At 63.2% G+C, this 18,080-nt stretch carries 15 protein-coding genes and 2 tRNA genes; 10 read left to right on the forward strand and 7 right to left on the reverse strand.

Annotated elements, in window-relative coordinates:
* Window positions 1–45: 45 nt before the first annotated feature.
* On the reverse strand, window positions 46–501 hold the full coding sequence (locus OCA5_RS14250; RefSeq protein ID WP_012562299.1) for a GatB/YqeY domain-containing protein: 456 nt from the start codon (window positions 499–501) through the stop codon (window positions 46–48).
* A gap of 183 nt (window positions 502–684) precedes the next feature.
* Between OCA5_RS14250 and carA the strand changes: the two genes are divergently transcribed.
* A complete protein-coding gene (gene carA, locus OCA5_RS14255) occupies window positions 685–1,875 on the forward strand; it encodes a glutamine-hydrolyzing carbamoyl-phosphate synthase small subunit (protein WP_013913307.1) in 1,191 nt (396 codons plus the stop codon).
* Between the two features lie 199 nt (window positions 1,876–2,074).
* Here the strand turns inward: carA and OCA5_RS14260 are convergent, their stop codons facing one another.
* Complete coding sequence (locus OCA5_RS14260) at window positions 2,075–2,599, reverse strand: Dps family protein (RefSeq protein ID WP_012562297.1); 525 nt, start codon at window positions 2,597–2,599, stop codon at window positions 2,075–2,077.
* Between the two features lie 118 nt (window positions 2,600–2,717).
* Between OCA5_RS14260 and OCA5_RS14265 the strand changes: the two genes are divergently transcribed.
* The 6 genes from OCA5_RS14265 to OCA5_RS14290 all read left to right on the forward strand — a co-directional run bounded on the left by OCA5_RS14265 (window position 2,718) and on the right by OCA5_RS14290 (window position 8,846).
* Window positions 2,718–3,407 (forward strand): class I SAM-dependent methyltransferase, encoded by a 690-nt coding sequence (locus OCA5_RS14265; protein WP_012562296.1) that lies wholly within the window; start codon window positions 2,718–2,720, stop codon window positions 3,405–3,407.
* A gap of 92 nt (window positions 3,408–3,499) precedes the next feature.
* Window positions 3,500–3,575, forward strand: a tRNA-OTHER gene (locus OCA5_RS14270).
* A 289-nt stretch (window positions 3,576–3,864) separates the two neighbouring features.
* Window positions 3,865–7,194 carry a carbamoyl-phosphate synthase large subunit gene (gene carB / locus OCA5_RS14275; RefSeq protein WP_012562295.1) on the forward strand — a complete coding sequence of 1,110 codons (3,330 nt, stop codon included), beginning with the start codon at window positions 3,865–3,867 and terminating at the stop codon, window positions 7,192–7,194.
* Between the two features lie 144 nt (window positions 7,195–7,338).
* The gene (gene greA / locus OCA5_RS14280) at window positions 7,339–7,815 is read left to right on the forward strand and encodes a transcription elongation factor GreA (protein ID WP_013913308.1); all 477 of its coding nucleotides are present in this window, start codon (window positions 7,339–7,341) and stop codon (window positions 7,813–7,815) included.
* A 149-nt stretch (window positions 7,816–7,964) separates the two neighbouring features.
* Window positions 7,965–8,321: a hypothetical protein gene (locus OCA5_RS14285; RefSeq protein WP_012562293.1), complete on the forward strand. Its 357-nt coding sequence runs from the start codon at window positions 7,965–7,967 to the stop codon at window positions 8,319–8,321.
* 123 nt (window positions 8,322–8,444) lie between these two features.
* Complete coding sequence (locus OCA5_RS14290) at window positions 8,445–8,846, forward strand: DoxX family protein (protein WP_012562292.1); 402 nt, start codon at window positions 8,445–8,447, stop codon at window positions 8,844–8,846.
* A gap of 59 nt (window positions 8,847–8,905) precedes the next feature.
* Here OCA5_RS14290 and OCA5_RS14295 read toward each other — a convergent pair whose 3' ends face one another.
* On the reverse strand, window positions 8,906–9,664 hold the full coding sequence (locus tag OCA5_RS14295; RefSeq protein WP_012562291.1) for a sulfite exporter TauE/SafE family protein: 759 nt from the start codon (window positions 9,662–9,664) through the stop codon (window positions 8,906–8,908).
* Window positions 9,665–9,814: 150 nt separating this feature from the next.
* Window positions 9,815–10,288 (reverse strand): Lrp/AsnC family transcriptional regulator, encoded by a 474-nt coding sequence (locus tag OCA5_RS14300; RefSeq protein WP_012562290.1) that lies wholly within the window; start codon window positions 10,286–10,288, stop codon window positions 9,815–9,817.
* A gap of 278 nt (window positions 10,289–10,566) precedes the next feature.
* Here OCA5_RS14300 and trxB point away from each other — a divergent pair, with 278 nt between their 5' ends.
* Together trxB and OCA5_RS14310 are read left to right on the forward strand one after the other, a co-directional pair.
* Window positions 10,567–11,532, forward strand: coding sequence for a thioredoxin-disulfide reductase (gene trxB, locus OCA5_RS14305; protein ID WP_013913309.1), 966 nt, complete (start codon window positions 10,567–10,569; stop codon window positions 11,530–11,532).
* A 2-nt stretch (window positions 11,533–11,534) separates the two neighbouring features.
* Complete coding sequence (locus tag OCA5_RS14310; RefSeq protein ID WP_013913310.1) at window positions 11,535–12,458, forward strand: LysR family transcriptional regulator; 924 nt, start codon at window positions 11,535–11,537, stop codon at window positions 12,456–12,458.
* A gap of 772 nt (window positions 12,459–13,230) precedes the next feature.
* Here the strand turns inward: OCA5_RS14310 and OCA5_RS14315 are convergent.
* The 3 genes from OCA5_RS14315 to OCA5_RS14325 all read right to left on the reverse strand — a co-directional run bounded on the left by OCA5_RS14315 (window position 13,231) and on the right by OCA5_RS14325 (window position 14,454).
* Window positions 13,231–13,307 (reverse strand) — tRNA-His (locus tag OCA5_RS14315).
* 208 nt (window positions 13,308–13,515) lie between these two features.
* Window positions 13,516–13,938: a phasin gene (locus tag OCA5_RS14320; RefSeq protein WP_012562287.1), complete on the reverse strand. Its 423-nt coding sequence runs from the start codon at window positions 13,936–13,938 to the stop codon at window positions 13,516–13,518.
* A 141-nt stretch (window positions 13,939–14,079) separates the two neighbouring features.
* Window positions 14,080–14,454: a phasin family protein gene (locus OCA5_RS14325; protein WP_012562286.1), complete on the reverse strand. Its 375-nt coding sequence runs from the start codon at window positions 14,452–14,454 to the stop codon at window positions 14,080–14,082.
* Window positions 14,455–14,774: 320 nt separating this feature from the next.
* Here OCA5_RS14325 and OCA5_RS14330 point away from each other — a divergent pair, with 320 nt between their 5' ends.
* Entirely contained in the window at window positions 14,775–17,975 is a 3,201-nt protein-coding gene (locus tag OCA5_RS14330) for a sensor histidine kinase (RefSeq protein ID WP_012562285.1), read from the forward strand.
* Window positions 17,976–18,080: the final 105 nt, after the last annotated feature.

An 18,080-nucleotide genomic window follows, 5' to 3' on the forward strand; every position in this document is an offset into this window, starting at 1 on the left:
ATTGCTTCGCTGCGCTCTCAATGACGAAGGAGGCAGGACTCTGGCCTAGCCCGTCAGCGCGGCCTTCACGAGGCCGCTCGCCTTGCCGAAATCCATTTGCCCGGCGTACTTGGCCTTGAGCGCGCCGATCACCTTGCCCATGTCCTTCATGCCGCTCGCGCCGGTCTCGGTGACGATGGCGGTGATCGCGGCCTTCACTTCATCATCCGACATCTGCTTCGGCAGATAGGCGGAGATCACGGTGATCTCCTCGCGCTCCTGCGCGGCGAGCTCGGTGCGGCCACCCTTGTCGTAGAGCGCGACCGATTCCTGGCGCTGCTTGATCATCTTCTGCAACAGGCCGAGGATGTCCTCGTCGGAGAGCTGCGGCTTGCCCTGCCCGCGCGCCTCGATATCGGCGTTCTTGATCGCCGAATTCACCATCCGCAGCGTGGAGAGCTTGCGCTCCTCCTTGGCCTTCATCGCCTCCTTCACCGCGGTGTTGATGTTCTCGCGCAACATGATCGCTCTCCCCGCGCCATGACGGCGCCGTCAAATCCGCGTTGGATTTACGGCGTTTTTCGCCTTCCGACAACCATTCCCCGCGATACCCGTGGGCAAGGCGCGGCCCGCATGAGAAAAGCGCATGGAAAGCCGCCCTTTGCCCTTTGACGCGGCCAAGGCCGCGCGTTATGTCATGGGCTTATGACAACAAATGATACTTCCCCCGCCTGGCCGGATCAGAAACCGACCGCGCTCCTCGTGCTTGCCGATGGGACCGTGCTGGAGGGCTTCGGCCTCGGTGCGGAAGGTTCCGCCGTCGGCGAAGTCTGCTTCAACACCGCGATGACCGGCTATGAGGAAATCCTCACCGATCCGTCCTATGCCGGTCAGCTCATCACCTTCACCTTCCCCCACATCGGCAATGTCGGCGCCAACGACGAAGACATTGAAACGGTGAACATGGCGGCGACGCCGGGCGCGCGCGGCGCGATCCTGCGCGCCTCGATCACCGAGCCGTCGAACTATCGTGCGAGCCGCCACCTCGACGCCTGGCTCGCTGCGCGCGGCATCATCGGCCTCTCCGGCATCGACACCCGTGCGCTGACCGCGCTGATCCGCGAAAAGGGCATGCCGAATGCGGTGATCGCCTACAACAAGAACGGCGTGTTCGACATCGACGCGCTGAAGAAGGAAGCCGCCGCCTGGCCTGGCCTCGTCGGCATGGACCTCGTGCCGATGGTGACGAGCGCCCAGCGTTACGACTGGGACGAGACCGTCTGGCAGTGGGGCAAGGGCTTCGGCCATCAGGACAAGCCGGAATTCCACGTCGTCGCCGTCGACTACGGCATCAAGCGCAACATCCTGCGCCTCTTGGCCAACGAGGGCTGCAAGGTGACGGTCGTCACCGCCAAGACCTCGGCCGAAGACATTCTGGCGATGAAGCCGGACGGCATCTTCCTCTCGAACGGCCCGGGCGATCCGGCCGCGACCGGCGAATACGCCGTCCCGGTGCTGAAGAAGATCATCGACTCAGGCGTGCCGACGTTTGGAATTTGTTTGGGCCATCAGATGCTCGGCCTCGCCGTCGGCGGCAAGACCATGAAGATGCATCAGGGCCACCACGGTGCGAACCACCCGGTGATGGACCTCACCACCGGCAAGGTCGAGATCACCTCGATGAACCACGGCTTCGCGGTCGACAAAACCACGCTGCCCGACAATGTCGAGCAGACGCATTATTCATTGTTCGACAATTCCAACTGCGGCATCGCGCTGAAGGACAAGCCGGTGTTCTCGGTGCAGTACCACCCGGAAGCATCGCCTGGCCCGCGCGACTCGCACTACCTGTTCTCGCGCTTCGCCGAGCTGATGCGCGAACACAAGCGGGCGTAACGCAGGTTAACTTACCGGACGTTATGCGCGGGCATAGCCGTTCGAAGAGCGGCGTCGCTTTCGCTTGCCTATGACCCGCGCATCCATCCCAAAAGAATTCTTTAGAAGATGGATTGCCGGGTCATAAGAGCGTTCACGCCCGTCTGTGACGGGCTATGCCCGGCAATGACAGGTCTGGACTCTACGACGACACGAAGCCTTACGCCTCGTTGCCGCCTTCCTGACGGGTTGCCTCGAACAGGAACCAGGTGCGCCGCTCGGCTTCATCGATGAAGTTCTCGAGGATGCTGGTGGTTGCGACGTCGCCGCCCTTGTCGGCCACCTCGTGCGCCTTGCGCATCTCGGCCGCCAAATGCTTGTTGTCGTTCATCAGCTCCCGCAGCATCTCGCGCGGCGGCACATAGGACTCGTTGTTGTCCTTGATGGTCTGCAGATCGGCGATCTGGCCGATCGAGCGCAGCGTGTTGCCGCCAAGCTTGCGGACGCGCTCGGCCAACTGATCGGTCGTCGCAAAAATTTGATCGGAATGCTCGTCGAGCATCAGATGGTAATCGCGGAAATGCCGGCCGCTCATGTGCCAGTGGAAATTCTTGGTCTTCAGATAAACCGCGAATACATCGGCCAGCAGCGTGTTGACCGCCGCTGAAATCTTGTCGACCGCCGCCTGCGGCAGATCGGTTGGCGTATCCAGTTCGGACGCCACGGAGTTCTTGGTTTTGCTCACGACGGACCTTCCTGATAGGAGTGGATTTAGATAGCCGAAGGACAAAGCCCGGCGGCCATCTAACGCATCATATAAGTGCCAGTTCCGGCACTGGAACCCTCAATCGCCAAAATCTCGTATGGACGACTGGATCGATTACTACGATTCCGCCCCGGCGACTTACGTCAGCGAGGCCCATCGGCGCGCCCATTTCGATGTCATCGCCAATGACATCATCGGCTATATCGTACCGTCCGATGCCACCGTCCTCGACTATTCCTGCGGCGAGGCTTTGGAAGCTGCCCGTGTCGCGGCACGATGCAAACGCCTGATCCTGGTCGAGCCCGCGCCGAGCGTGCGCACGCGCCTGGCCGAGCGTTTCGCAGCGACGCCGAACATCGAGACCCGATCGCCCGACGCACTCACTGAGCTATCCGACGCGAGCCTCGATCTCATCGTGATGATCTCGGTCGCCCAGTACATGACGCCGGAGGATCTTGGGGCAACGTTCGCGAAATTTCACCGGCTCCTGAAGCCCGGCGGGCGCTTCATCCTCGGCGACATCCTCGATCCAAATGTCGGCGCCTTCACCGACGCATTGGCGCTGTTGCGGTTTGCGGCAAAGCGCGGCTTTCTTTTGGACGCCGTCACCGGCATCGCCCGCATGGCGCTGTCGGATTATCGCGCGCTCCGCCACAAGATCGGGCTGCGCAGCTACGGCGCGGGCGAGATGATCGAAAAGCTCACGGCGGCGGGCTTCAACGCGACGCTGGCGCCGCGCAATGTCGGCACCAATCCGGCGCGCCGGACCTTTATCGCCACGCGCTGATCGTTCCAATTCGCTGTTTTGCATAGGCCGGCTATTAACCCTGTACCGCATCTCGCTGTGACAGGCTGGCCCAACCGGCCTAGAACAAGGACGGCCCGGTGGCGGAAACGTCTACGCGGGAGCTGTGCAAAGCTTTTTATCCTGGTTCAAATCCAGGCCGGGCCTCCAACTCCTCTCCTTCCCTGTTCGCGTCGTCCTCCCCTCGGGGAGCCGCGCGCATTTGCGTGACGCCGTCACCGCATTCCCTTTGCGCCCCTCATGGCGGCAGGAGCGGAAAAAATCGCGAAAACAGCCTGAATTCGCGGTTGATCACGGGCCTAAAGGCCTTTCACGCCATCGGATTATGGTCTAAAGACACCCTGCGCGAAGATCGCGCTCTTGGCTCAAGGGACGCGCGCATGCGCGCCCTTTTTTTATGCCAAAAATCCTGCCTCTTTTCCGCTGTCTGTGAGACTGAATGCCCAAACGCACCGATATCTCGACGGTCCTCATCATCGGCGCCGGTCCGATCGTGATCGGCCAAGCCTGCGAATTCGATTACTCCGGTACTCAGGCCGTCAAGGCCCTGCAGGAAGAGGGCTACCGGGTGGTCCTCGTCAATTCCAATCCGGCGACCATCATGACCGACCCGGATCTGGCCGACGCCACCTACGTCGAGCCGATCACCCCTGAGATCGTCGCCAAGATCATCGAGAAGGAACGCCACACCATTCCCGGCGGCTTCGCCGTGCTGCCGACCATGGGCGGACAGACCGCGCTCAACTGCGCGCTCTCCCTGCGCAAGATGGGCGTGCTGGAGAAATTCGACGTCGAGATGATCGGCGCCACTGCCGACGCCATCGACAAGGCCGAGGACCGCGGCCGCTTCCGCGAGGCGATGGACAAGATCGGCCTCGAGTCACCGCGCTCGATCCAGACCAAGACGCTGCCCGACGCGCTGCGCGCGCTGGAAGAGATCGGCCTGCCCGCCATCATCCGTCCCTCGTTCACGCTCGGCGGCACCGGCGGCGGCATCGCCTACACCAAGGCCGAGTTCATCGACATCGTCGAAGGCGGTATCGACGCCTCGCCCACCAACGAAGTGCTGATCGAGGAATCGGTGCTCGGGTGGAAGGAATTCGAGATGGAGGTTGTCCGCGACAAGAAGGACAACTGCATCATCATCTGCGCCATCGAGAACATCGATCCGATGGGCGTGCACACGGGCGACTCCATCACGGTGGCGCCGGCGCTGACGCTGACCGACAAAGAATACCAGATCATGCGCGACGCCTCGATCGCCGTGCTGCGCGAGATCGGCGTGGAGACCGGCGGCTCCAACGTGCAGTTCGCGATCAACCCGGCCGACGGCCGCATGGTCGTGATCGAGATGAATCCGCGCGTGTCGCGTTCCTCCGCGCTTGCTTCCAAGGCGACGGGCTTCCCGATCGCCAAGGTCGCGGCGAAGCTTGCGATCGGCTACACGCTCGACGAGATTGCGAACGACATCACCGGCGGTGCCACGCCCGCTTCATTCGAGCCGTCGATCGACTACGTCATCACCAAAATTCCGCGGTTCGCCTTCGAGAAATTCCCCGGCGCATCGAACGTGCTGACCACGTCGATGAAATCGGTCGGCGAGGTGATGGCGATCGGCCGCACCTTCCAGGAAAGCCTGCAGAAGGCGCTGCGCGGACTCGAGACCGGATTGACCGGCCTCGACGAAATCGAGATCGAAGGCCTCGGCCAGGGCGACGACAAGAACGCGATCCGCGCGGCGCTCGGCACGCCGACGCCGAACCGCATTCTGCAGGTCGCGCAGGCAATGCGGCTCGGCTGGTCGGACGAGGAGATTTTCAACTCCTGCAAGATCGACCCGTGGTTCCTCGCGCAGATGCGCGGCATCGTCGAGACCGAGCAGAAGGTGCGCGCGCACGGCCTGCCGGACAACGCTTTCGCGATGCGCCAGATCAAGGCGATGGGCTTCTCCGATGCCCGCCTTGCGGTGCTTGCCAACACGACCGAAGCCGAAGTGAAGGCGGCGCGGCGCGCGCTGAAGGTGCGTCCGGTCTACAAGCGCATCGACACCTGCGCGGCCGAGTTCGCCTCGCCCACCGCCTATATGTATTCGACCTACGAGGCGCCGTTCGCGGGTGAAGCCGCGGATGAGAGCCGGCCCACCGACAAGACCAAGGTGGTCATTCTCGGCGGCGGCCCGAACCGTATCGGCCAGGGCATCGAATTCGACTATTGCTGCTGCCATGCATGCTTCGCGCTGCAGGACGCGGGCTATGAGACCATCATGGTCAACTGCAACCCGGAGACGGTCTCGACCGACTACGACACCGCCGACCGGCTCTATTTCGAACCGCTGACCGCGGAAGACGTGCTCGAGATCATCGACACCGAGCGGACCAACGGAAAGCTCCACGGCGTCATCGTGCAGTTCGGCGGACAGACTCCGCTGAAACTTGCCCGCGCGCTCGAGGATGCCGACGTGCCGATCCTCGGCACCTCGCCCGACGCCATCGACATCGCCGAGGATCGCGACCGCTTCAAGCGCGTGCTCGACAAGCTGCGCCTGACCCAACCGAAGAACGGCATCGCCTATTCGGTCGAGCAGGCCCGCCTTGTCGCCAACGATCTCGGCCTGCCGCTGGTGGTGCGTCCGTCTTACGTGCTCGGCGGCCGCGCGATGCAGATCATCCGCGAGGACAGCCAGCTCGGCGACTATCTGCTCGATACGCTGCCCGAGCTCGTGCCCGCCGACGTCAAGGCGCGCTACCCGAACGACAAGACCGGTCAGATCAACACCGTACTCGGCAAGAACCCGCTGCTGTTCGACCGTTATCTGTCGGACGCGACCGAGATCGACGTCGACTGCCTCTCGGACGGCAAGGATACCTTCGTCGTCGGCATCATGGAGCACATCGAAGAAGCCGGCATCCATTCCGGCGACTCCGCCTGTTCGCTGCCGCCCTATTCGCTCGACGCCGCGACCGTCGCCGAGCTCGAGCGCCAGACCCGCGAACTCGCACTCGGCCTCGATGTCGTCGGCCTGATGAACGTGCAGTATGCGATCAAGGACGGCGAGATCTACGTTCTCGAAGTCAATCCGCGCGCCTCGCGCACCGTGCCGTTCGTCGCCAAGGTGGTAGGCCTGCCCGTCGCCAAGATCGCCGCGCGCATCATGGCAGGCGAGAAGTTGGCCTCCTTCAAGCTGAAGCCGCGCAAGCTCGACCATGTCGGCGTCAAGGAATCGGTCTTCCCGTTCGCGCGCTTCCCCGGTGTCGACACCGTGCTCGGCCCGGAGATGAAATCGACCGGCGAGGTGATGGGCATCGACCGTTCGTTCCCCGTGGCGTTCGCAAAGAGCCAGCTCGGCGGCGGTACTCGCGTGCCGCACAGTGGCACGGTGTTCATCTCGGTCCGCGAAAGTGACAAGGAACGCATCCTTGAGCCAGCACGGACGCTTACCAAACTGGGCTTCAAGGTGATCGCCACCTCCGGCACCCAGCGCTATCTCGCCGACCACGGCGTGCCTGCCGACAAGGTCAACAAGGTGCTGGAAGGACGGCCACATATCGTGGACGCGATCACCAATGGCGAGGTGCAACTCGTTTTCAACACCACCGAGGGGCCGCAGGCACTTGCCGACAGCCGTTCGCTGCGGCGCGCTGCCCTCTTGCATAAAGTACCCTACTACACCACACTTTCAGGTGCCGTAGCGGCCACGCAGGGCATCCGCGCCTATCTGGGCGGTGACCTCGAGGTCCGCACTTTGCAGGGTTATTTCTCCGATCTTTGAGGACTGACGCCGCCTCCGGGCGGAACACCAGAACTGCGCCGGAACCACATCCGCCCCACGCATGTTCTTGTCGGTTTGGTCGCAATGGCCTGCAAACAACTTTTCACGCCCGGCGCCGGGCATGAAACCGAGGAACACGACGAGATGGTTGAAAAACTTCCGATGACTGCCGCCGGACATTTGGCGCTCGAAGAGGAATTGAAGCAGCGCCAGGCGGTGGAACGCCCGCGCATCATCGAGGCGATCGCCGAAGCGCGCTCGCACGGTGACCTCTCCGAGAACGCCGAATATCACGCGGCGAAGGAAGCGCAGTCGCACAACGAGGGCCGCATTGCGGAGCTCGAGGACAAGATCGCGCGCGCCGATATCATCGATGTTTCGAAACTGTCCGGCGACACCATCAAGTTCGGTGCGACCGTGACGCTGATCGACGAGGACACCGAGAAGAAGGCGGTCTACCAGATCGTCGGCGAGTCCGAGGCGGACGCCAAGAAGGGCCGCATCTCGATCACCTCGCCGCTCGCGCGCGCGCTGATCGGCAAGAAGAAAGGCACATCGGTCGAGGTCGTCGCCCCTGGCGGCGCGAAGGCTTACGAGATCGCGAAGGTGGACTGGAAGTAGCTTCGTACGCCTGCAGGTTTTATCTCACGAATGGCCGGATATTTCCGGCCATTTTCGTTTTTAGGCTCGGGCAGCACTGCAGCTGCGCACTTTATAAGTCTGGGTCCCCGCCTGCGCGGGGACGACTCGGGAGTTGTGGGACCGACAACATGCAGCATTTTCGTATCGTAATGCTGGCCCTGGCCGTCATGCTGACGGCGAGTCTCGCCCACGCCGAATGCATGCTGCCGCTACCGCCGGACCCGCCAGCGCGGGCGCAAAATGACGGCTCAGTCGAGCCCTCCGTTCACGCGCCGCCGCCGCGATGCCTGCAATGGAGCGACCGCTGCGTTCAATGCCGCAAGGGCGACGACGGCGCGGTGCTCTGCTCCAATATCGGCCCCGCCTGTCAGCCCGATACCGTCCAATGCATACAAACCGCACCGGACGATGAGCCCAAGGCAGATCCCAAGGCCGATCCTGATGCAGATCGCAAGACCGAGACCGGTCCCAGGACTTCACCTTAAAATTATTTGAAAGCACTCTCGTCGCATTGTCGCAGCGATCCGCATCGTATGTAGTGATGCAGGGCGAGTCTGTGTCCGGCCTCGCACCCGATACATCCCGGATTTCTCGAAAAGGATATCTCCATGAGCCTTGAAAACACACTCGTACCCTGGCGGCCTCAGCTCCTCAGTGTGTTGCGTATCATGGCCGGGCTTGAGATTCTTCAGCACGGAACGGCGAAGCTGCTCGGCTTTCCGGCCCTGCCCAACTTCGCCAATCTTCAGATCATGTCGCTCTCCGGCATCGCCGGGATCATCGAACTGATCGGCGGCGCACTGTTCGTGCTCGGCCTGTTCACGCGGCCAACGGCGTTCATCCTCTCCGGCCTCACCGCGGCCGCCTACTTCATCGCGCATGCGGGCAAGAGCTTCTACCCGATCGCGAACGGCGGCGAACTCGCGGTGCTGTACTGCTTCGTGTTTCTGTATTTCGTTGCGGCCGGTCCGGGGCCGTGGAGCCTCGACGCCATTCGCGGCAAGAAGTAAGCAACACACAAAAGAGAGCAACGAGAGCGCAGCACCCGCTGCGCTCTTCTTTCTTTGCGCTATCCCTTGACGAAGAACACGATCGTCAGCGCCGCGCCGATGGCCACCACCACGGCACGGACCACCGCCTCCGGCAGCCGCTTCACCCAGCCGACACCGTAATAGCCGGTGACCGATGCTGCGATCATCGTCACGATCGCATGCGGCCAGTGCACGAGGCCGCCGAAGATCAGCAGCACCGCCGCCACCGCCTGAATCAGAAACGCGATGGTGATGCGGATCGCATTGGCCTTGTGATAATCGCCGCCCTCAAGAATGAGCAGCGCGGCGAGGATGACGAAGCCGATGCCCGCGCCGAAAAATCCGCCATAGATCGAGACCACGATCATCAATCCATAGGCGGCGATGCGCACGCTCATCCCCGAGCGCTGCGACCACGGCTCGACCAGTGACCGGATCGGCCCGCTGAAGGCGAACAACAGCGTTGCGAACAACAAGAGCCACGGCACCAGCGGTTTGAAGCCGGCATTGCCGAGCCAGATCAACAGCCACGCGCCAATGGCGCCGCCGATCACGCCGATGATGGCGAAGGGAATGAGCTCCCGCCAATGCGATTTCACCTCGTGGCGATAGGCCGCCACGGTTGCGAGATTGGACGGTGCGATCGCGACCGCGCTGGTGGCGTTCGCCTCGAGCGGCGTCAGTCCGCAGGCGACCATCGCCGCGAACGACAGAAACGTGCCGCCACCGGCCACGGAATTGACGACGCCGGCAAGGAAGCCGCCACCGGCCAGCAGCAGAAAATCGATGAGCGTCACATCAGCCCCCGAGACATGCGCGCCGAAACGGCACCCGCGCTCCGCATGAAAAACGCGCCGCTCCCCGAGGGAGCGAACGCGCAGACGATATCTATCGTGGAATTGCGGCCCACCAGAAGCCGCGTTCGCGCAACGCGGTCATGCGCGGGTTCAGATTTTCAGTTCGAGCGGCACCGCGGGCGCGTATTTGGAATTCTGCAGCACCAGCGAGGTGCGCACGTTCTGCACATGGGGCGCGGCGGTGAGTTGCGTCACGAACTCCTGAAAGGTCGCCATGTCGGCGGCAACGCACTTCAGAATGAAATCCACTTCGCCCGAAAGCATCCAGCATTCACGCACCAGGGGCTGCGCATTCACGAACGCCTCGAACGCACGCAGGTCGGCATCCGACTGGCTCGACAGATGGACGGACGCAAACACCGTGACGTCGAAGCCGAGACGCTTCGGATCGATCAGCCCGCGATAACCCTGGATATAACCTTCCTCTTCGAGCGCCCGCACCCGGCGCAGACAGGGCGGCGGCGAGATGCCGACGCGCTTGGCGAGTTCAACATTCGTGATGCGGCCATCCTCCTGCAGTTCGTGCAAAATCTTGAGGTCGATGGCGTCGAGTTGTCTGCTCACATTGGTCCCCCGGCGCGTTTATTCGCGGCGCAACAATTCGAGCTTGTAGCGGCCTCTCCGGCTTTGCGCAATTTTATTACACGAAGTCCCGCGTCCGTTGGTCTGGGGAAAATTGTACCGAGGGGGTTGCAAATCTTGCATAGCTCCGCGGATAGCCTACATTCCCCGGCAGGACAGTTTTGCGCTGCGGCGGTGGCCGTTTCTCTGCATTTCGCACCGATTTTTCCACCGTCTGCCCGGGCGCCCGATGTCCTCAAGGTCAAGTTGAAAGGTTGTCCATGGCCGGCCCCATTTCCGCAAAAGTCGTCATCATCGGTTCCGGCCCTGCTGGCTATACCGCTGCCATTTATGCTGCACGTGCGATGCTCGAGCCTGTGCTGATCCAGGGCATCCAGCCCGGCGGCCAGCTCACCATCACCACCGACGTCGAGAACTTCCCCGGCTTCGCCGAGACCATTCAGGGTCCGTGGCTGATGACCGAGATGGAGAAGCAGGCGATCCATGTCGGCACCAAGATCGTCACCGACCATGTCAACAAGCTCGAGCTTGCGCAGTCGCCGTTCCGCATCACCTGCGATTCCGGCGACGTCTATCTTGCAGACGCGGTGATCATCGCAACCGGCGCGCAGGCACGCTGGCTCGGCCTGCCCTCGGAAGACAAGTTCAAGGGCTTTGGCGTTTCGGCCTGCGCCACCTGCGACGGCTTCTTCTATCGCAACAAGGACGTGTTCGTGGTCGGCGGCGGCAACACTGCGGTCGAGGAAGCGCTCTACCTCACCAATCACGCTTCATCGGTGACGCTCGTCCACCGCCGCGACAGCCTGCGCGCCGAGCGCATCCTGCAGGAGCGGCTGTTCAAGCATCCGAAAATCAAGGTGGTATGGGACAGCGAGATCGCCGAGATCGTCGGCTCGCAGGATCCCTCAAAGGTCACGCATGTGCGCCTGCGCAATCTCAAGACCGGTGCGATCACCGAGCGCACCACCGACGGCGTCTTCATCGCGATCGGCCATGCGCCTGCAACCGAACTCGTGCAGGGCCAGCTCGCGCTGACGCCCTCCGGCTATATCGAAATTGCCCCGCACTCCACCGCCACCTCCGTGCCCGGCGTGTTCGCTGCCGGTGACGTCGCCGACGAGCACTATCGCCAGGCGGTGACGGCGGCAGGCATGGGCTGCATGGCCGCCCTCGAAACCGAACGCTTCCTCGCCGCCCGTGCGAGCGAACGCGCCGCAGCGGAGTAATCATGGCCCGATCTCACGACGGATTGACCGACATGGACTGGGACAAGCTGAAGGTGTTCCACGCCGCGGCAGAAGCCGGGAGCTTCACCCACGCCGGCGAGCAGCTTGGGCTGTCGCAATCTGCCGTCTCGCGGCAGGTCAGCGCGCTGGAGCAGGAGCTCTCGGTGTCGCTGTTTCATCGCCACGCCCGCGGTCTCATTCTCACCGAACAGGGCGACCTGTTGTTCCGCACGGCGCATGACGTCTTCATGCAGTTGCAGGCGGCGCGCGCCAAGCTCACCGACAGCCGCGAGCGGCCGAGCGGCGAACTCAAGGTCACGACCTCGCCCGGCCTCGGCATCAACTGGCTGGTGCCGCGGCTGACCGAATTCACCTCGCTCTATCCGGAAATCCGGCTCTCGCTGACGCTGACCGACGAGGAACTCGATCTGTCGATGCGTGAGGCGGACGTCGCGCTGCGCACCCGCAAGCCGACGCAGCCGGATTTGATCCAGCGCAAACTTTTCTCGATCGGCTTCCACGCCTACTGCTCGCCGGACTACGCCAAGAAGTTCGGCACGCCGCGCACGCTGGAGGATCTCGACAATCATCGTCTGATCGTTCTCAACGCCCAGATCCTGCCGCCGCATCTGCAGAACCGAAACTGGCTGATCGAGGCCGGCCGCAACGGCTCCGGCCCGCGCGAACCATTCTTCAAGGTGAATAACGTGCTCGGGCTGGTGCGCGCGTGCCAGCAGGGCATCGGTATCGCGGCGCTGCCGGATTATCTCGTGGACGAGACGAATCGCCTTGTTCAACTTTTCGGCGAAGACGATTCAATTCAGCTCGATGCCTACTTCGTCTATCCCGAAGAATTGAAAGCTGTCGCGCGCGTGCAGGTGTTCCGCGATTTTATCGTGAGCAAAGCGCAACGCTGGCCCTCGTAAGCGATATTCGTCTTTGCGCGTATAAAAAATGTCGCACCTCACCGGTGCATGACTGACATACCAAACCGGCGCTTGCGGCGCAGAGTGGTTCGATACGATACTATCCGCATCCGATGGTTTCCGCTCTCTGTCCCCTCCTCCAGCGGACTTTCATCGGAGCCCTTCTGGCAGGCCCTAGCTTCCAGAAGGGAAATCGCATCGGCCTCTTATGGCTGTCGACTAATTAGCCGGGCTTTTGCCCGGCTTTTTTCGTATTGCGTAAGTGTCACTCCCATGCAGTCGCGCACGCCGTGTACGTCACGACAAACGCAACCACGCGAGTTGCGATGATGCGGATGGATGCAGTGCGATTGCTGATGCCCCTCACCCCAACCCTCTCCCCCTAAGAACGGGGAGAGGGAGAGACGTCTCTACCTCTCCTCCTTACGGGACACGATCACCTCGCCTCAAGAACGAGAGAAGAAAGAGGAACGCATGAGCCAAACCTCGCCCCGCTTGCGGGGAGAGGTCGGATCGTGAAACGATCCGGGTGAGGGGCAACCGCCAGATCGCGGACTGCAAGTTTGTGCACCAAGAGCCTGTTGGCCTCTACGTCTGACATCGACGGCGTTCTGCAGACAATCGAAAGCAAGCTGCTGGACCAAGAACCCTTCGCCCTGACCCTCTCCCCGTAAAGAACGGGGAGAGGGAGGACAACGGCCAGACGCGAGGGCACGCACCAGCAATCTAGTTGCGTGCGATGGTGGCGATTCTGATTGTCTGGGGAAAGCGATGGTACAGTTGGGTGGGATCGAACCACCGACCTCCGGATCCACAATCCGGCGCTCTAACCAGCTGAGCTACAACTGCATCCTTCGGTCGCGCAACAGGGGCGCGAACGCGCGGAAACTAGGGTCCCGGCCCGGCTTTGGCAAGACCGCTCAAGCCGTTCTGTAACAAGAGATTCTGACAAATCCCGGGGTCAGCGCAACCCGGCGCGGAAATTTGCCGCGTGGGAAACACATACGAAAACGGCCGGGCAAGCCCGGCCGTCGAAAGATCAATCCTGAAAGCCTTTTCAGGCGACGTTTTGGAAAGCCTTGGTCACGCTCGCCTTGATCGGCTCGACGGTCTCGGTCGCAACCTTCTGGCCGAGTTCGGCCAGCTCCTGCGACTGCGCGGTCAGCGCTTCGAACTGCTTGCGGGCATGGGCGCTCACCAGTTCCAGCGCTTCCGGTAGCGAAGTCACGCCGAAAAGCGACTGAGCGAAGTCGAACGACGAGGTCACGTTGGTCTGGGCAATCTCGACGAGCTTGGCGCCGAAACCACTCGCACCCTTGGTCGCGGACGCATAAGCCGCTTCCAGCGCTTCATTGTTGCTCTCGGCCGCGGCCTTGAACTTCTGGTAGCCGTCACGGGCCTGGTTGACGCCGTTCTCGGCGAACGCACGGAACGGCTCGGGAATCTGGAACGGGGTCACGGCAAAGAATTGGTTGCTCATGGCTTGGTTTTCCTCAGCATGGGAGGCCACCGCAGCCCGGCGATTGCCGGCCACCAGCCTCTGATGCAACCAATATAGAGCTTCTTTTGTGCAATGCAATATTTTTATTGCATTGCATTATTTATTTTCTAAGCCACTGTTTTAACGTGGCTTTGTCGTATCCATCGCGGCCCGCGTCACGGCCTGGCCCATTTCCGAGGCCTGCTCGGCCAAGGCCTTCATCTGCGCCTGCACATATTCGGAGTGGAGCCGCATGATCTCGGTGAGGTCCGAGGCATGGACGAGTTGCTGGGCGTAGTTGAGCGAGGCCTGCACGTTCTTCTCGGCAAAGGAGATCGCCTTGGTGGTGATGTCCTTGGCGTTGGCGCGGGCGGCCTCGCCGGTCCCGGACAGCGCGCTTGCGGTCTGGTGCGCCTGCCCGAGGAAGCTCTCGAACGCCTTGCGGGCCTGATCGAAGCTCGCTTCGGCCATCGAACGCATTTCCTGAGGAATTTCGAAACGAGTGTTGTCAGCCATGGCGTCGCTCCTGTGCATCGCGTCTGTCATTCGGCCTGCAAGCCGGCCTCTTGATGAGCAACGGGCGGTCAGGCCAAAGCGTTCCTCATCCTGCCAGCACGGCGTGACAGCCGTCGGACGTCCATCGTGCCGCATCGGGCTTTTTTTGCAATCGCCGACGAAAGTGGCGGTGCGCCGTCACGACGCAGGGTTAACGCTACCGCCCGATTGCGCCGCCCGCACGGTCCGTATGGTGGACTCGCCTGCACCCCCATTGATAATCAGCCTGCAAGCCTCACATCGTGCGGCTGAATTCGAACCGGTCCGGAGTGGTTTTTCGCGTGCCTACAGCCGATTTTTCCCTGCTGGCGATCCATGACGAGCGGCTTGCGGCGCTCTCTCTCGCCGCAGCCCCCGCCTGGGTGTGGTCGACTGACGGCGAGCATCTGCTCTGGGCAAATGCCGCAGGCTGCGCTTTCTTCGGCGCGGACAACGAAGCCGCACTGCTCGCCAAGCACTTCGGCCCGGCCGATCCGCACCGCCGCCAGGTGAAGCAGTTGGCTCCGCGCCTCTCATCATCGGGGGCATTGCGGCTCGAGCGGCTGCGGGGATTCGGCGCGCCGCTCGGCGGGCTGATGACCTGCGGCTGCGCAAAAGTCTCGCTCAGGGGCACCGAGGGCATCCTGATCGCGGCCGAATTGCCGTGGACGAGAGTGCCGGCGTTCTCCGAGCGTGTCGCCGCGCTGATCGAGAGCATCGAGCAGCCCGCGATTGCTTTCGCCGAGGGACGGCCCCTCGCCGCCAACTCCGCTGCGCGGATGCTGGGCGACCTCACATCCGTCGCGCCGCGCCTTCTGGATGGCGTGCGCGAGGCCGACATCAAGCAAGGTTCGACAACTCTCGACACACCACTCGGACCCGCCACGCTCCACCGCGCCGGCAGCGGGGCAGAGAGCGCGCTGATCCTGTTACTGCCTAGCGCGGCTGTGCCTGCGCCTGTCGCGGCTCCAGCGCAGCCCGACAAACCCGTTGACGCCGCGCCCGCCCCTGTTGCCGGAACCGCCGCAAACGGCGACGCTGCGGCTTCACGCGCGGCCGCCGGGAATGAGCCGGCCGCGCCAGGATTTGCGATGCCGGACGACACCCCTATGGATGACAGCGCGGCCCCGGAGACCAGCTCCGGCATGGCCCCGGCTGCGCCGTCCGAGCTTCTCCCGCTCCCGGACGACCCCGCCGTGCGGCGGCGGCATCCGCTGCGCTTCACCTGGGCGATGGACGCCGAGGGGCGCTTTTCGCTTGGCTCCGACGAATTCACTCATCTGATCGGCGTGCAGACCACCGCGGCCTTCAGCCGGAAATGGAGCGAGGTCAGCACCGAGCTTACGCTCGATCCCGAGGATCACGTCGCACAGGCGGTGGCAACCCGCGCGACGTTCAGCGGCATTCTGCTGCACTGGCCGGTCGACGGCGTGAGCGGGCGGTTGCCGGTCGAACTGTCGGGCCTGCCGGTCTATGGCCGCGACCGCACGTTCGCGGGCTATCGTGGCTTCGGCATCTGCCGCGATCTCGACGGCCTCACCCGCCTCGCCGCGCAACGCCGCCGCGATGCGTTGTTCGGCTCGACGCCCGCCACAGCACCGGCTTCGCAGACACACGAACAGCCTGAGGCACAGGAGCCTGTTGCGATCGCGGAGATGCACGAGCCTCCTGCCCACGAGCCTCCTACGCATGAAGCTGAGCCCGAGACCATCGAGGCGATCGAAGCCCCTGCGAACGTGGTGCCGTTCCGTCCCGCGAACGACGACGGGCCGACGCTGGCTCTGACGCCGGGTGAGACCAACGCGTTTCAGGAGCTGGCGCGGCAATTGTCCGCGCGGCTGGAGAGCGAAGTAGAACAGCGGCGTAGCGCCCTGCACGCGGAAGAAGCTGACGACAGTACGGCCGAACAACCGCACGACGATGCGATTTTCGACACTGAAGAAGACGCCACGCCCGATGAGGCGTCCACGCAACTGCGGCGGCCCGCGCCATCGCAAAACACCTCGCTGATCGACCGGCTTCCGCTCGGCGTGCTGATCTATCGCGCCGATCGCCTGTTGCACGCCAACGCCACGTTTCTTGCGGCGACCGGCTATGCCTCGCTTGCCGCGCTCAACAAGGATGGCGGCCTTGGCGCGCTTTATGTTGGACCCGGCGTTGCGGATGTATCTGCTGCCGACGACGGCACACCGATCAAGGTCTCCACTCTGGCGATGGGCGAAGATAACGGCCGCAACGCGCGCCTGCACACCATCGATTGGGACGGCGAGAGCGCGCTGGCGCTGATCCTGTCCCCCGACTCCCCACAGCCGCAGGCGGAGCACGCTGCGCCTGTTGCGATAGCTGAACCACCGCCGCCCGCAGAGGCGCGCATTGAAGCGGACGAACTCGCTACCATTCTCGAGACCACCGCCGAGGGCGTCGTGATGTTCGACGGCGACGGCCGCGTCATCGCCTGCAACCGCAGCGCGGAGGCGCTGTTCAGCCGCGACGGCACCGACCTCGAAGGCCAGAACCTGATCGAACTGTTCGCGCCGGAAAGCCAGCGCGCCGTGCTCGACTATCTCGAGGACATCAAGTCCGATGCGATGGAAAGCCTGTTCGAGCAGGGCCGCGACGTGCTCGGCCGCGCACCCGACGGTGGCGCGATGGCACTCTCCGTCACCATGGGACGCACCAGGCCCGGACGCGCGCGCTATTTCGCAGTGTTCCGCGACAAGCCGCCGCCGGCTTTCACTGCGCCCGTGGCGTCGCCGCTCCGCGCCGCCGAACAGGCCAAGCGCGCCGACGAGAAAGCGGCGAGCGCCAAGGCCGATCTGCTCGCGCGACTGAGCCACGAAGTGCGCGCCCCGGTCAGTGCCATCATCGGCTTTGCCGACGTGATGATCGAGGAGCGGTTCGGCGCTCTCGGCAACGAGCGCTACATCGACTACATGAAGGACATCCGCGCCTCCGGCGAGCGCGTGATTTCCATCATCGACGACATGCTTGATCTGTCGCGGATCGAATCCGGCAAGCTCGATCTCGATTTCACACCGCAGGACCTCAACGCACTCGTCGAGCAGTGCGTCGGCATGATGCAGCCGCAGGCCAACCGCGAGCGCATCATCATCCGCTCGTCGCTGACCCATGGTCTGCCGAACATCGAAGCCGACACGCATGCGCTGCGCCAGATCGCACTGACGCTGATCGGCACCGCGATCCATCTCGCCAATGCCGGCGGGCAGGTGATCGTCTCGACCGCGCTCACCGACCTCGGCGAAGTCGCGCTGCGCATCCGCGACACCGGTCAGGGCATGAACGACAACGAAATCGCCGCGGCGATGGCACCGTTCCGCACGCCCTCTCCCGCCGATGAAGTCGCGGCCGGCAACGGCGCCAACCTGTCGCGCGCCAAGGCGCTGATCGAGGCCAACCGCGGCCGCTTCCACATCAAAAGCGCGCCGAACGCCGGTACGCTGATCGAGGCGGTGTTTTCTCAGGCCGCCGCGCAGGCGGTCTGACGCTTCCGAAGTTTGGAATCACTATAAACACCGCATTTCGCGACACTGCGTCACGCGCCCACCTTTTTTTCATTGCGTTACAGACAATATCCGCCCCGCAACCGA

The sequence above is a fragment of the Afipia carboxidovorans OM5 genome (assembly GCF_000218565.1).
GTDB lineage: Bacteria > Pseudomonadota > Alphaproteobacteria > Rhizobiales > Xanthobacteraceae > Afipia > Afipia carboxidovorans.